The organism is Cryobacterium shii, from assembly GCF_004402595.1.
Taxonomy (GTDB): domain Bacteria; phylum Actinomycetota; class Actinomycetes; order Actinomycetales; family Microbacteriaceae; genus Cryobacterium; species Cryobacterium shii.
Map to the genome: position 1 here is coordinate 1 of NZ_SOFY01000068.1, position 15,072 is coordinate 15,072.

Sequence of the window (15,072 nt, forward strand, 5' to 3'; positions counted from 1 at the left end):
TCGCCATGCTCAGCCTCGGCGGCCACAAACCAGTGCTCCCCGGCCGGGTTTAACCCACGGTTACGACAGGAGAGCCAAAATCTCCGTCGAATTGGTTCGGCGGGACGGGGTGCAAGACTGGGCGCGGGACTGGGCGCGGGACTGGGTGCAAGACGGAGCGCGGGACGGGGTGCAAGACTGAGCGCGGGATGGGTGCAGGACTGGCAACGGGGCGGGCGGCGTCGCGCCTTGACCGGGTCCGACGGGCCGGGCAGAGTGGGGGCATGAAAGAATCGGGCACCCTCCTGACCCCTGCCGACACCGAGCCCGTGCTCTCCGGCGGCGCCTTCGTGCACCTGGACGGCGCTCTGCACGGGTCGTTCACCACGGCGGACTTCGCCTCAGCCGTGCGCGTGCTCGACCAGGTGGCCGAGGCAGCGGATGCGCTGAGTCACCACCCGGATGTGCGCCTCGGCTACGGCCGGGTCACCTTCCGGCTCTCCTCCCACGACGCGGGCGGCGTGACCGACCGCGACCTGAGGCTCGCGCTGCGCATCCAGGAGATCGCCGACGCGCAGGACGCCGAACGAGCCCCCTTCATGCCGGCTCGCTACGACGTGGCCATCGACTGCACCGACGCGGATGCGATCCGACCCTTCTGGCGGGTCGGGCTCGGTTACGTGGAGTCGTACCGCGACGGCGAGATAGACCTCGCCGACCCCCACGGGCAGGGACCCGGCGTCTGGTTCCAGAACATGGAGATCGCGCGCACGGAACGCAACCGGATCCACCTCGACGTGTACGTCCCCACCAGCGAGGCCGAGGCGCGGGTGCAGGCGGTCATCGACGTCGGCGGCGATCTGCTCACGGCCGAGCACGCCCCCGACTGGTGGGTGCTCGCCGACCCGGAGGGCAACGAACTCTGCGTCTGCACCTCCGACACGTAACACCAGCGCCTCCGACACGCGGCACCTCCGACGCCGAGTCGAGCGCGGGTGCTGCGCCGTTCCGCGCGCGGCGTGACACGCGCGCAGCGGCGCAGCACCCGCGAAGCCCGCGGCCGAGCCCACGCGGCTGCGACGTGCGGGCGCGCGCCCCTCAGGACGCGCCCAGCGCCGCCAGCGCCATTTCCTCCAGCAGCGGCCGCACCGCGCCGCTCGGGGAGGCTGGCAGGGTGTGCGGGGTCGAATTGAGCAGACCGAAGGTCGCCTGGGCACGGATGCGCAACAGCGCGGCATCCACCCCCGGATGCACCTGCCCGAGCACCGACACCCACAGCTCCACGTAGGCGCGCTGCAGGGCCCGCACCCGGTGCCGGTCGCCGGTGGCCAGGCTGTCCAGATCCCGGTCCTGCACCCGGATCACGTCGGGGTTCGACAGGGCGAAGTCGGTGTGGAACCGCACCAGCTCGCGCAGGGCCGCCGCGGCATCCGGGGCGCGATCGATCACCTGCCGGCCGCCGGCGACGAGCGTCTCGCTGACCTCCACCAGGAGCGCGGCGAGCACGGCCGGCTTGCCGCTGAAGTGCCGGTACACGGCCGGGCCGCTCACCCCGACGGCCGCCCCGAGATCCTCGATCGAGACCCCGTTGTACCCCGACCGCGCGAACAGGGTCGCGGCCGCCCCCAGCAGCGCCTGCCGCCGGTCGGCCTTGGCGCGGCTGCGCGGCGTCGGCGCGGCTTCGGCTGCGGTCTGAAGCGCACCCTCCGTCGCCGCCTCGGCTCGGCCCTCGCTCGCAACCTCGGGCATCGGCGGTCCTTCCGGCGAACTCTGGACTTCTCAGTTACGAACGGCTAACCTGAATTTTCGGTTAGTAATCACTAACTGTAACGCTCGCACGCTCGAACGGGAAGCTGTCGATGGAGACACTCGTGAGTCGGATCGACGGCGCCGCCGCGGCCGAGAACGCCGCCGCCCAGCGGGAGCTCGTCGCCGACCTGCGCCGCCGCCTCGAGGTCGTGGCGCGCGGCGGCCCGGAGGCCTCCCGGCAGCGCCACCTCGCCCGCGGCAAGCTGCTCCCGCGCGAGCGCATCGACCGCCTCCTCGACGTGGGCAGCCCGTTCCTCGAACTCTGCCCGCTCGCCGCCACCGGCCTCTACGGCGACGAGAGCCCCGGGGCCGGGATCATCACCGGGATCGGCCTGATCCACGGCCGCCACGTGCTCGTCATCTCCAACGACGCCACCGTCAAGGGCGGAACCTACTACCCGATGACGGTCAAGAAGCACCTCCGCGCCCAGGAGGTCGCCTTCGAGAACCGGCTCCCGTGCGTCTACCTGGTCGACTCCGGCGGGGCCTTCCTGCCCCTACAGGACGAGGTCTTCCCAGACAAAGAGCACTTCGGCCGCATCTTCTTCAACCAGGCACGGATGTCCGCGGCCAAGATCCCGCAAATTGCCGCCGTGCTGGGCTCCTGCACCGCCGGCGGCGCCTATGTGCCGGCGATGAGCGACGAGACCGTGATCGTGCGGGGCCAGGGCACCATCTTCCTCGGCGGCCCGCCGCTCGTGAAGGCCGCGATCGGCGAGATCGTCACGGCCGAGGAACTCGGCGGGGGAGACCTGCACGCCCGCACCTCCGGCGTGACCGACCACCTCGCCGAGAACGACGAGCACGCCCTCCAGATCGTGCGCGACATCGTCGCCACCCTGCCTCGCCCGCTCGCCCCGGCCTGGGACATCCTCCCGTCGCGCGCCCCGGTCGCCGACGAGGCCGAGCTCTACGCCGCCGTGCCGGTCGACGTGCAGGCCCGCTACGACGTGCACGAGGTGATCGCCCGGCTCGTCGACGGCAGCGAGTTCCACGAATTCAAGCGCGACTACGGCACCACCCTGATCACCGGCTTCGCGCACCTGCACGGGCACCCGGTGGGCATCGTCGCCAACAACGGCGTCCTGTTCTCCGAATCCGCCCTCAAGGGCGCCCACTTCATCGAACTCTGCGATCAGCGCGGCATCCCGCTGATCTTCCTGCAGAACATCTCCGGTTTCATGGTCGGCAAGGACTATGAGGCCGGCGGCATCGCCAAGCACGGCGCCAAGATGGTGACCGCCGTCGCCACCGCCCGGGTGCCCAAGCTCACGGTCGTGATCGGCGGCTCGTTCGGCGCCGGCAACTACTCCATGTGCGGCCGCGCCTACTCTCCGCGCTTCCTCTGGATGTGGCCGGGCAGCCGCATCTCCGTGATGGGCGGCCCGCAGGCCGCCTCCGTGCTCGCCACCGTGAAGCGGGAGCAGCTCGAGGGCGCCGGGCAGGAGTGGTCGGCCGCCGACGAGGCCGCGTTCCGGGCGCCGATCGCCGAGAAGTACGACCACCAGGGCAGTCCCTATTACTCGACCGCCCGGCTCTGGGACGACGGTGTGATCGACCCGGCGGACACCCGCACGGTGCTCGGCCTCGCCCTCGGCGTCGTGTCCCGCGCCCCCCTGCCCGAGACCGCCTTCGGTCTCTTCCGGATGTGAGGACACCATGACAGCCTTCGACACCGTGCTGGTGGCCAACCGCGGCGAAATCGCCTGCCGCATCATCCGCACGCTCCGCACCCTCGGCATCCGTTCGGTCGCCGTGTACAGCGACGCCGACCGCGGCGCCCGGCATGTGATGCTGGCGGATGCCGCGGTGCGGCTCGGTCCGGCCAGCGCCCGGCTGAGCTACCTCGACCAGGATGCCGTCCTGGCCGCCGCCCGGGCCACCGGCGCCCAGGCCATCCACCCCGGTTACGGTTTCCTGAGCGAGAACGTCTCATTCGCGGAGGCCTGCGCCGCGGCGGGCGTCGTGTTCATCGGGCCGAGCGCGCACGCCCTCCGCGTGATGGGCGACAAGATCCGGTCGAAGAACCACGTCGCCGCCTCCGGGGTCAGCGTCATCCCCGGCGTCTCCGTGCCCGGCCAGACCGACGAGCAGCTGATCGGCGCGGCCCCGGGGATCGGCTACCCGATGCTGATCAAACCGTCGGCCGGCGGCGGCGGCAAGGGCATGCACCTGGTCGAGCGCCCCGACGACCTGCCCGCGGCGCTCGTGGCCGCGAGACGGGTCGCGGCGAGCGCGTTCGGCGACGACACCCTCCTGATCGAGCGCTTCGTGCCTGCACCCCGGCACATCGAGGTGCAGGTGCTGGCGGACACGCACGGCCGGGTGATCCACCTCGGCGAGCGCGAGTGCTCGCTGCAGCGCCGGCACCAGAAGGTGATCGAGGAGGCGCCGTCGCCGTTGCTGGACCCGGGCACCCGGGCGCGGATCGGTGAGGCCGCCTGCGCGGCCGCCCGCAGCGTGGGGTACACCGGGGCCGGCACGGTCGAGTTCCTGGTCTCCGACGCGGCCCCGGAGGAGTTCTTCTTCATGGAGATGAACACCCGGCTGCAGGTGGAGCACCCGGTCACAGAGATGGTCACCGGGATCGACCTCGTCGAGTGGCAGCTGCGCGTGGCCGCGGGGGAGGCGCTCGCCCACGCCCAGGCCGACGTGGTGCTGGCCGGCCACGCGATCGAGGCCCGGGTGTACGCCGAGAACCCCGAGCGCGGCTTCCTGCCGGCGACCGGTTGCGTGCTCGCGCTGCGGGAGGCGACCGGCGAGGGCATCCGGGTGGACAGCGCGCTCGTCCCCGGCCTGCGGATCTCCGCCGACTACGACCCCATGCTGGCCAAGGTGATCGCCTGGGGAGCCGACCGGGCCCAGGCGCTCGCCCGGCTCGACCGGGCGCTCGCCGAGACCCTCGTGCTCGGCGTGAGCACCAACCTCGAATACCTGCGGCTGCTCGTGCAGGACCCGGACGTGCAGGCCGGGCGCCTCGACACCGGCCTGATCGAGCGCCGGCTGCCCGGCCTGCCCTTCCGCGGCGTCGACGACCACGTGCTGGTCGCCGCGGCGCTGGTCCTGCACGGGCAGGCCTGGGCGGCGGCGGAGTCGGACGCGATGCCGGCAGCCGACCCGGTCTGGTCCCGGCCGACCGGCTGGCGGATGGGCCCGTCCCGGCCGACCCACTACACCCTGGCCACGAGCGCGATCGACCGGGTCACCGTCGGCGTGCAGGGCTCGCCGAGCGCGGCATCCGTCGTGATCGGTGACCGGATGCCCGTGGCCGCGAGCCTCACCGACGCGAACCGGTCCGGGGCCGTCAGCGTCGAGGTCGACGGGGTGCTGCAGGTGCTCGACATCGTGTCCGACATGGCCCCGGATCTCGGGTCCGGCGGCCGCCGGCTGTGGATCGGCAGCTCGGGTTTCTCGGTCTCGCTTCTGCACCTGACCGGCGCCGAGCTCCAGGCCGAACGGCTGGCCGGCCGCGACCTGGCCCCGGGAGCGGTCAGCCCCGAGGTGCGCTCGCCCATGCCGGGAACCGTCGTCGCCGTGCACGCCGCGACGGGGGACCTCGTCGCCGTGGGGCAGGCCATCCTCACCGTGGAGGCCATGAAGATGGAACACCGCCTCACCGCGCTGATCGCGGGGCTGGTCACCGTCACCTTCAAACCCGGCGACCTGGTCAAGCTCGACCAGGTCGTCGCCACCATCATCAGCCCAGACACCGACAGCCCAGACAGGGGAGCATCATCGTGAGTTCCGAACTGACCCAGGACCAGCAGCGTCTCAGCAACGACGTGCGCGACTTCGCCGATACCGTCGTCGCGCCCGCCGCCTACGAATACGACACCAAACGGAGCCTGCCCTACGGCATCATCGCCCAGATGGGCGAGCTGGGCCTGTTCGGGCTGCCGTTCCCGGTGCAGTACGGCGGCCAGGGCAAGGACTACTTCTCGCTCTGCCTCGCCGTCGAGCAGCTCGCCCGCGTCGACCAGAGCATCGCGGTCACCCTCGAGGCCGGCGTCGGCCTGGGCATTATGCCCGTCTACCGCCGCGGCACCGAGGCGCAGAAGCAGGAATGGGTGCCGCAGCTGGCCGCGGGGCGCGCGCTCGCCGCGTTCGGCCTGACCGAGGCGGATGCCGGCTCCGACGCCGCGGGCACCAAGACCACGGCCGAGCTGGTCGGCGGGCAGTGGGTCATCAACGGTACCAAGCAGTTCATTACCAACTCCGGCTCCGAGATCACCCGGCTGGTCACGGTCACCGCCGTCACGGGGGAGTCCCGGCGGCCCGGCGGCTCGGTCAAGAAGGAGCTCACGGCCATCCTCGTGCCCACCCCGACGCCGGGCTTCACCGCGCTGCCCGCCTACGACAAGGTCGGCTGGCACACCTCCGACACGCACCCGCTCGTGTTCGAGGACGTGCGGGTGCCCGAGGCCAACCTGCTCGGCGAGCGCGGCCGCGGGTTCGCCAACTTCGTGCAGACCCTCGACGAGGGCCGCGTCGCCTTCGCCGCGCTCTGCACCGGTGCGGCGCAGGGCTGCCTGGAGGAGGCCATCCGTTACGCCAACAGCCGCAACGTCTTCGGCAAGTCGATCGGGTCCAACCAGCACATCGCGTTCAAGATCGCACGGATGCAGGCGCGCGTGCACACGGCCCGGCTCGCCTACTATGACGCCGCGCAGAAAATGGTGCACGGGCACCCCTTCAAAATGGAGGCGTCGATTGCCAAGATGGTGGGCAGCGAGGCCGCCATGGACAACGCGCGCGATGCGACGCAGATCTTCGGCGGCTACGGCTTCCTGAACGAGAACCCGGTGGCCCGGCACTACCGCGACTCCAAGGTTCTCGAGCTGGGCGAGGGCACCACCGAGGTGCAGCTGATGGTCATCTCCCGGGCCCTCGGCTTCACCGGATAGGAGGAGGGCATGAACGAGGACGGCTTCAGCGAGGGCGGCGTGCTCGCGGGCGGTGTCACCGACGCCGGCGACAACGACGACGGCCGCGCCGACGAACGGCGCACGATCGAGCAGCGCGGGTTGTACTACGAGGAGTTCGACCTGGCGGCGCGTTACCTGCACCGCCCGGGCCGCACGGTCACCGAGGCCGACAACGTGCTGTTCACCACCCTGACGATGAACACGCAGTCGCTGCACCTGGATGCCGCGTGGGCCGCCACCCAGCCGTTCGGCCGGCGCCTGGTCAACTCGATGTTCACCCTGTCGACCCTGGTCGGCAGTTCTGTGGCGCAGCTGACCCAGGGCACGATCGTCGCGAACCTCGGGTTCGGCGAGGTGACCTTCCCGCATCCGTTGTTCCACGGGGACACCCTCTATTCCGAGACGGTGGTGACCGGGCGGCGCCTGTCGGCGTCGCGGCCCGGGCAGGGCCTCGTCACGCTCAGCCACACCGGGCGCAACCAGGGCGGGGACGTGGTGGCCACGGCCGTGCGCACGGTGCTGGTCTGGTGTCAGGTGGCAGCGTCATGAGCTTCGACCTGGGGCCGGCGCTGCTCTTCTGCCCCGCCGACCGGCCCGACCGGTACCGCAAGGCCGCCGACCGGGCGGATGCCGTGATCCTCGACCTCGAGGACGCCCTCCTGCCCGCGAACCGGGCCAGGGCCCGCGGGCTGCTGGTCGGGCATCCGCTCGACCCGAACCGCACCATCGTGCGGGTCAACCCGGTCGGCACCCCCGACTTCGCCCTCGACCTCGACGCGCTCGACGAGACGATGTACCGCTACGTCATGGTGCCCAAGACCGTCAGCGCCGCCGAGCTCGAGGCGCTGGCCCGGTTCGAGGTGATCGCGCTCTGCGAGACCGCGACCGGGGTGCTCGCGGCCCCGTCGATCGCGGCCGCGCCGAACGTGGTCGCCCTGATGTGGGGCGCCGACGACCTGGTGGCCTCGCTCGGCGGCAGTTCCAGCCGGTTCGCGGACGGCAGCTACCGGGCCGTCGCCCGCCACGCCCGGTCCGCCGTGCTGCTGGCGGCCGGGGCGCACGGGAAGGCCGCGGTCGACGGCGTGTTCCTGGCCATCCCCGACCTGGCCGGGCTGACCGCCGAGGTCGACGATGCCGTGGCGAGCGGGTTCCGGGCCACGGCCTGCATCCACCCCAGCCAGGTGGGCGTCATCCGCGACGCCTACCGGCCCGCGCCCGCGGAGGTCGCGGCGGCCTGGGCGATCCTGGAGGCGGCGGCCGGTGAGGAGGGCGTGTTCGCCTACCAGGGCCGCATGGTCGACGCGCCGCTGCTCCGCCACGCGGAGGCCGTGCTGCGCCGCGCGGAAGTCATCCCGCCGGGCCTCGACCAGCCCCCGACCGAAGCCACCGACTAACGCCGCTCGCCGCCGCCCTCGCCGAGCGCCGCCCGCCACCGTCAGCAACGTTCGCCCGCCGTCCGCCGCCCTCGCCGAGCGAGCACTGCGCCGAACCAATTCGACGGAGATTTTGCGTTAAAACACGTTTTGAGGGCGTCCGGCACCGGTTTTGGGCAAAATCTCCGTCGAATTCGCACAGGCGGCTCGGGGATGTTGCGGCAGGCAGCGCCTCGGAACCGCGGGGGATCGTTCCCCATCGCCTACGGGCGTGGGGACATCCGTCTACGCGGCGTTGCTTTCGAGCGCCTTCTCGATCGCGCCGACGATCTCCTCGGATTCCGGCTCCACGGTCGAGGCGAACCGGTCGACGATCTCGCCCTGGGCGTTCACCAGGAACTTTTCGAAGTTCCACTTGATCAGGCCGGGAAGCAGGCCGGTCTTGAACTTCGTCAGCTGAGCGTAGAGCGGGTGCTGGTGCTTGCCGCGCACGTCGACCTTCACGGTCAGCGGGAAAGTGACGCCGAAGTTCAGCTGGCAGAACGACTCGATGTCCGAGTCGGTTCCGGGTTCCTGGCCCATGAACTGGTTGCAGGGGAGGCCCAGCACGACGAGTCCGTCGTCGTTGTACTTCTCGTAGAGCGCTTCCAGGCCCGCGTACTGCGGGGTGAACCCGCACTTGGAGGCGACGTTCACGACCAGAACCGTCTTGCCCCTGAACTGGCCGAACGTCGTTTCCGTGCCGTCGATGAGGGTGAGCGGGGTCGAGTAGAGCTCTGAAGCTGACATGCGTCGACCGTAGCGCGGGCTGCTTCGAGAAGGCTGGGCGGCGACCGGCGGGGGGTCGCATCCGGTTGCGGTAGAATGGGCAGTCATGAGCAGCATGCGTGCCCTCTCGACCCCAGTGTCGGTGACTGCACGACCCTGATGCCATTGCCTTCGGGCGCAGCCTGCCCGTGCGGGCACCCGAATCCCAACTTTGCACCACCCGTTCACAGGGCCGATGATCGGCCCAACTAGCGAGATGCCGCCTGACACGCGCGCAGTCTCACCCTGAGAAATGAGTTTCATTGACCAAGCACCAGCTTGACCTGTCCACGCCGCCGTCCCTTCCCCGTCGCGGCCTGCGCATCACCCCGCTCGGCGGACTGGGCGAAATCGGCCGCAACATGACGGTCTTCGAGCACAAGGGCAAGCTCCTGATCGTGGACTGCGGAGTGCTGTTCCCCGAGGAGACCCAGCCCGGCATCAACGTGATCCTGCCCGACTTCTCCTCCATCCGTGACCGCCTGCAGGACATCGAGGCGATCGTGCTCACGCACGGCCACGAGGACCACATCGGCGGGGTGCCGTACCTGCTCCGCGAGCGCAAGGACATCCCGATCATCGGCTCGAAGCTGACGCTCGCGTTCGTCACCGCCAAGCTGGAAGAACACCGCATCACACCCCGCCTGATCGAGGTCAAGGAAGGCCAGCGCCGCAAGGCCGGACCGTTCGACCTCGAGTTCCTCGCGGTGAACCACTCCATCCCCGACGGCCTCGCCGTCGCCATCCGCACCGAGGCCGGCCTCGTGCTCGTCACCGGCGACTTCAAGATGGACCAGTTCCCCCTCGACAACCGCCTCACCGACCTCCCCGGCTTCGCCCGGCTCGGTGAAGAGGGCGTCGACCTGTTCATGACCGACTCAACCAACGCCGAGGTTCCCGGATTCACGGTGACCGAGGAGGACATCCGTCCGGCCATCGACGCCGTCTTCCGCACCGCGCCGCGCCGCATCATCGTCTCGAGCTTCGCCAGCCACGTGCACCGCATCCAGCAGGTCATCGACGCCGCCGCCCGGCACAACCGCAAGGTGGCCTTCGTCGGCCGCTCGATGGTGCGCAACATGGGCATCGCCGAGAAGCTGGGCTTCCTCCAGGTGCCCAAGGGCCTGATCGTCGACGTCAAGGCGTTCGACCGGATGAAGGACGACAAGGTCGTTCTCATCTGCACCGGCTCGCAGGGTGAGCCGATGGCCGCCCTGGCCCGGATGGCGAACCGCGAGCACGTGATCAAGATCGGCGAGGGCGACACCGTGCTCCTGGCGAGCTCCCTGATCCCCGGCAACGAGAACTCGATCTACCGGGTCATCAACGGCCTCACCCGCTGGGGTGCCAACGTCGTGCACAAGGGCAACGCCAAGGTGCACGTCTCCGGCCACGCCTCCGCCGGCGAGCTCGTCTACTGCTACAACATCGTCAAGCCCAAGAACGTCATCCCGTACCACGGCGAATGGCGCCACCTCAAGGCCAACGCGGACCTCGCCATCCGCACCGGCATTCCCGAGGACCAGGTCCTCATCGTCGAAGACGGCGTCGTCGTGGACCTCGTCGACGGCCTCGCGAAGGTCACCGGCCGGGTCGCCGCGGAGCTCGTCTTCGTGCACGGCATGACCGTCGGCGGCGGCGGCTCGGAAGAGGCCCTCGCCGACCGCGTGCAGCTCGCCAACGACGGAGCCGTCACCATCCTCGGCATCCTCGACACCCGCACCGGCCTTCTCACCGAGCCGGTCGAGTTCATCGCCCGCGGCTTCGTTCAGGACAACGAGTGGATCCAGGGCGCGACCAAGTCCATCGATGACGCCCTGCGCGCCGCGAACAAGGTCAAGATCGTCAACGGCGCTGAGCTCGAGGACATCTTCACCCAGAGCCTGACCCGTTGGATGCAGCGCAAGTACCGTCGCATCCCGGTCATCACCTCGGTCGTCGTCGACGCCTAGCCGGATGCCGCCGGGCCGCCCGGCCCGGCGGCCCCCCTCTGTCGACGGAACCGGGCACGTGACCCGACCGGGAAGTGATTTGTCGCACCATGAGCACTGAGACCACGCCCTCAACCAGCCCCAGGTCAGCCAGCAGGAGAAGCGGTCGGCGATCGCGCCGCCGCACCCGCACCCTGATCGCGATGGGTGTCGTCGTCGCCATCGTCGGGGCGGTCGCGATCACAGTGATGGTGACCCTGCCCGACAATCTGTCGATCGGCCGGTTGTCGCAGAAGAGCAACGTCTACGCCACCGCGAACGACGGCAGTCCCGTGCTCCTCGCCTCGTTCTACGACCAGAACCGGGTCGAAGTGGCCTCGGCTGCGATCAGCCCGTTTGTGAAGGATGCGGCGACCTCCGGCGAGGATCCCGGCTTCTACGCTCACGGCGGCGTGGACATCTGGGGCAGCGTCACCGGTCTGGTGTCCACCCTGGTCACCGGGACGGCCCGCGGCGGGTCCTCCATCACCCAGCAGTACGTCAAGAACGTCCTGGTGCAGAAGTGCGAGACCCTCGCCGACCAGGCCAAGCGGACCGCGTGTTACGACGCGGCGACGGAGACGAGCGCCAGCCGCAAACTCACCGAGATGAGCCTCGCCATCGGGCTGGAGAAGAGATACTCCAAGGCCGACATCCTGCGCCAGTACCTGAACATCACCGGGTTCGGCGGCTCCATCTACGGCATCGAGTCGGCCGCCAACTACTACTTCAACACGACCGCGGCTGCGCTGACCCTGCCGCAGGCCGCCAGCCTCGTCGCGATCGTGAACAACCCGGTCAAGTTCCAGCTCGACAAACCGGACAGCGAGACCAACGGGGCAGCCAACGGATACGCCGCCAACAAGGACCGTCGGGACTACATCCTCGACGAGATGCTCGCGCACGAGAAGATCAGCAAGGCCGACCGCGACGCGGCGGTCGCCGCGCCGGTCGAACCCGCCATCACCGAACCGAGCACCGGTTGCCAGACCGCCGGCGGCAGCGCCTACTTCTGTGACCTGGTCGTGCAGACCCTGCGGGACGACCCGGCGTTCGGCAAGACGGCCGCCGAGCGCGCAGCTAACTTCCGGCTCGGCGGCTACAAGGTCTTCACGACCCTCGACCTCGACCTGCAGGCGACGGCCGAGGCCACCCTGGCGGAGAACGTGCCCAAGACGTTCGACGGCTGGGACGTCGGCGGTGTGATCTCGAGCGTCGCGGTCGGCACCGGCCGGGTGCTCGCCATGGCGCAGAACAAGGACTACAGCCAGGACCCGGCCGCCACCGGGGCGAACTTCACGGCCGTCAACTACAACACCGACCTCAACCGCGGCGGCTCCAACGGTTTCCAGCCCGGGTCGACCTACAAGGTGTTCACCCTCGCGGAGTGGCTGAAGGCCGGCAACACCCTGGGCGACACGGTCAACTCCCGGGAGCGCTCGGACTGGGGCGAGTTCCAGGACAGCTGCAACGGCCCGCAGGACTACGGCTACTCGTTCGCGCCCGGCAACGATTCCTCCAACGACAACGACTCGTACTACAGCGCGCTCGAATCGACCGTCGGCTCGATCAACACGGGCTACATCGGGATGGCCAAGGAACTCGACCTCTGCAACATCCGTAAGACCGCCGAGGCCTTCGGGATTCACCGAGCCGACGGCAATCCCCTGGAACAGGGTGCCTCCTCGGTGCTGGGCACGAACGAAATCGCGCCCCTGACCATGGCGGCCGCGTATGCGGGGATCGCGAACAACGGCGTCACCTGCACCCCGGTCGTGATCGACAAGATCGTCGGCCCGGACGGAACCGAGATCGCCGCGCCGAAGTCAGCCTGCACGGCCTCCGTCGCGCCCGAGATCGCCGCCGGGATGACCTATGCGATGCAGCGGGTGCTGACCGGTGGTACGGCGACCGCCTCCTACCGGGCCACCTCCCCGCGGGTGCCCATGATCGGTAAGACCGGCACCACCGACGACAACCTGGACACGTGGATGTCCGGGGCGAGCACCAAGGTCGCCACGGTCGTGGGCGTCGTGAACGTGTCGGGGGAGGGCGAGGATCAGCGGGAGACCTACTTCGACAACGGGCAGGCCGCCACCGCCCGGCACCGGATGTGGCCGGACATGATGAGCGTCGCCAATGAGAAATTCGGCGGGGACGCCTTCACCTTGCCCCCGCGGAGCATGACCCGCTGACCCGGCGGCCGACTGACGCGCCTCGTAGCCCGGCGCCTCGTAGCCCGGAGCCCCGCGCCCCGGCGCCCCGGCGGCATCCGTCTGTGCCCCGCCCCTAACGAATTCGACGGAGATTTTGCCAAAATCGGGCCAAAACACGCCGGAATCACGGTTTTTCGTCAAAATCTCCGTCGAATTGGTTCAGCACCGCACGCTGCGAGGGGCCGGGCGCGGGGAATCCGGGCCGGGCTGGGCCTGGCCTGGCCGGGGACGGTGCTGCCGCCTGGAGGAGTCCGGAGAAGGGCGGCTACAGCTAGTAGGCGGCCGGAACCGCGTTGCTCCCGGTGGCGAGGTCTTCCAGCATCAACTCGGGGTGGTCCCGCACCGTGTTGCGCAGCCGCCAGGGAGTGCTGAACAGGGCGAGCAGGGTGCCGTCGGAACGCATCAGCACCTCGACCTGGCGGTCGTGCCCGAGGATCTCGGCGCTCTCCCGGTCGGTGCGCCGGGCCAGCTGGTACGGCAGGGCCTCCGTGCGGATGGCGGCGCCGAAGTCGTGCGTCATCCGTTCTTCGACGACCTCGAACTGCATCGGCCCGACCGCGCCGAGCACCGGCGCCTGATCGCCGCGCAGCTCCGAGCGCAGCACCTGGATGACACCCTCGTGGTCGAGCTGGTCGATGCCGCGACGGAACTGCTTGTGCTTGCTGGAGTCCGCCGACCGCACCACCCGGAAGTGCTCGGGCGCGAACATCGGCAGCGGCGGGAACTCGACCGGTTCGGTCTCGAAGATCGTGTCGCCGACCCGCAGGGCCGAGGCGTTGACCAGGCCGACGATGTCGCCGGGCCAGGCCTCGTCGGCCACCTCGCGCTCGCGCCCGAACAGGTGCTGCGCGTACTTGGTCGCGAACGGCCGCCCGCTGGCGGCGTGGGTGACGATCATGCCGCGCCGGAACTGGCCGGAACAGACCCGAACGAAGGCGACGTGGTCCCGGTGCGAAGCATTCATGCCGGACTGCACCTTGAACACGAAGCCGGAGAAGGCGCTGCCCACGGGGCGGTGACCACCGGATGCGTCCTCCCGGGCTTCCGCCGCCGGAGCGAAGTCCACGAGCGTGTCCAGGATGTGCTGCACGCCGAAGTTGAGCACGGCCGCGGCGAAGAGCACGGGCGTGGTCTCGTTCTTGAGGAAGCGCGCCTCGTCGTGGTCCTGGTCCGACTCGGCGAGCAGCTCGGATTCCTCCGTCGCGGTGACCCACGCCGCCCCTTCGTCAGCGGCCGCGACGGCCGCGCTCAGGCGCTCGGGTTCGGCGGTCTTCGCGCCGCCGGCGGTGCGGGTGAAACGGATGAATTCGTCGGTCGACCGGTCGATCACGCCGCGGAAGTCCCCGGCGACCCCGACCGGCCAGGTCAGGGGAGTGGGCACGAGGCCCGTGCGCTGGCGGATCTCGTCCATCAGGTCCAGCGCCTCGGCGCCCGGGCGGTCCCACTTGTTGATGACGGTGATGACCGGGAGGCCGCGCTGACGGCAGACTTCGAACAGCTTCATGGTCTGCACCTCGAGGCCCTTGCTGGCGTCCACCAGCATGACCGCGGCGTCGACGGCGGAGAGCACCCGGAACGTGTCCTCGGAGAAGTCGGCGTGGCCGGGGGTGTCGACCAGGTTGATCACGGCGTCGCGGTACTCGAACTGGATGGCCGCGCTGGTGACGGAGATCCCGCGGGCCTGTTCCATCGCCATCCAGTCGGACACGGTGCCGCGCCGTCCTGCCTTGCCGTGGGTGGCGCCGGCCGTCGTGATCGCCCGGGCGTGCAGCAGCAGCGCCTCGGTCAGCGTCGACTTGCCGGCGTCGGGGTGCGAGATCACGGCGAAGGTGCGTCGCCGCAGCGCCTCGGTCAGGACCTCGGGCGTGGACATGCCGGATAGCTGCGTCATGGATCCTTCTTTCGCGGATGATTCGGGCAGGCGGGGGGCGATGCCTGGTGGCCGCTACTCAAGAATCGGTTCCCTCCAATTATAACTTGCCCCGCGAGCACC

At 70.0% G+C, this 15,072-nt stretch carries 11 protein-coding genes; 8 read left to right on the forward strand and 3 right to left on the reverse strand.

All coding sequences use genetic code 11. The features are described 5' to 3' along the window. The first annotated feature begins 263 nt into the window (after window positions 1-263). Window positions 264-926, forward strand: coding sequence for a VOC family protein (locus tag E3O49_RS12355; RefSeq protein ID WP_160141113.1), 663 nt, complete (start codon window positions 264-266; stop codon window positions 924-926). Window positions 927-1,077: 151 nt separating this feature from the next. Here E3O49_RS12355 and E3O49_RS12360 read toward each other — a convergent pair whose 3' ends face one another. After that, complete coding sequence (locus E3O49_RS12360; RefSeq protein ID WP_134402895.1) at window positions 1,078-1,728, reverse strand: SACE_7040 family transcriptional regulator; 651 nt, start codon at window positions 1,726-1,728, stop codon at window positions 1,078-1,080. A 110-nt stretch (window positions 1,729-1,838) separates the two neighbouring features. On the opposite strand from E3O49_RS12360, the gene E3O49_RS12365 reads away from it, so the two are divergent. From E3O49_RS12365 to E3O49_RS12385, 5 genes are read left to right on the forward strand one after another with little or no spacing between them, the layout of a single operon-like run. Beyond that, window positions 1,839-3,440, forward strand: coding sequence for a carboxyl transferase domain-containing protein (locus tag E3O49_RS12365; RefSeq protein WP_134404284.1), 1,602 nt, complete (start codon window positions 1,839-1,841; stop codon window positions 3,438-3,440). Window positions 3,441-3,447: 7 nt separating this feature from the next. Then, window positions 3,448-5,529, forward strand: a complete 2,082-nt coding sequence (locus E3O49_RS12370; RefSeq protein ID WP_134404282.1) for an acetyl/propionyl/methylcrotonyl-CoA carboxylase subunit alpha — start codon at window positions 3,448-3,450, stop codon at window positions 5,527-5,529. Further along, entirely contained in the window at window positions 5,526-6,692 is a 1,167-nt protein-coding gene (locus E3O49_RS12375) for an acyl-CoA dehydrogenase family protein (RefSeq protein ID WP_134365963.1), read from the forward strand. Before E3O49_RS12370 ends, E3O49_RS12375 begins: the two co-directional genes overlap by 4 nt. 9 nt (window positions 6,693-6,701) lie before the next feature. Continuing rightward, complete coding sequence (locus E3O49_RS12380; protein ID WP_134404281.1) at window positions 6,702-7,262, forward strand: MaoC family dehydratase; 561 nt, start codon at window positions 6,702-6,704, stop codon at window positions 7,260-7,262. Further along, window positions 7,259-8,107, forward strand: coding sequence for an HpcH/HpaI aldolase/citrate lyase family protein (locus tag E3O49_RS12385; RefSeq protein ID WP_134365965.1), 849 nt, complete (start codon window positions 7,259-7,261; stop codon window positions 8,105-8,107). The genes E3O49_RS12380 and E3O49_RS12385 overlap by 4 nt, the downstream gene beginning before the upstream one ends. 264 nt (window positions 8,108-8,371) lie before the next feature. Here E3O49_RS12385 and E3O49_RS12390 read toward each other — a convergent pair whose 3' ends face one another. After that, window positions 8,372-8,875, reverse strand: a complete 504-nt coding sequence (locus E3O49_RS12390; RefSeq protein ID WP_134365966.1) for a glutathione peroxidase — start codon at window positions 8,873-8,875, stop codon at window positions 8,372-8,374. Window positions 8,876-9,156: 281 nt separating this feature from the next. Between E3O49_RS12390 and E3O49_RS12395 the strand changes: the two genes are divergently transcribed. Together E3O49_RS12395 and E3O49_RS12400 are read left to right on the forward strand one after the other, a co-directional pair. Next, window positions 9,157-10,845, forward strand: a complete 1,689-nt coding sequence (locus tag E3O49_RS12395) for a ribonuclease J (protein ID WP_198415989.1) — start codon at window positions 9,157-9,159, stop codon at window positions 10,843-10,845. 89 nt (window positions 10,846-10,934) lie between these two features. Beyond that, window positions 10,935-13,058 carry a transglycosylase domain-containing protein gene (locus tag E3O49_RS12400; RefSeq protein ID WP_134402804.1) on the forward strand — a complete coding sequence of 708 codons (2,124 nt, stop codon included), beginning with the start codon at window positions 10,935-10,937 and terminating at the stop codon, window positions 13,056-13,058. A 292-nt stretch (window positions 13,059-13,350) separates the two neighbouring features. Here E3O49_RS12400 and E3O49_RS12405 read toward each other — a convergent pair whose 3' ends face one another. Further along, complete coding sequence (locus tag E3O49_RS12405; protein ID WP_134365968.1) at window positions 13,351-14,970, reverse strand: peptide chain release factor 3; 1,620 nt, start codon at window positions 14,968-14,970, stop codon at window positions 13,351-13,353. Window positions 14,971-15,072: the final 102 nt, after the last annotated feature.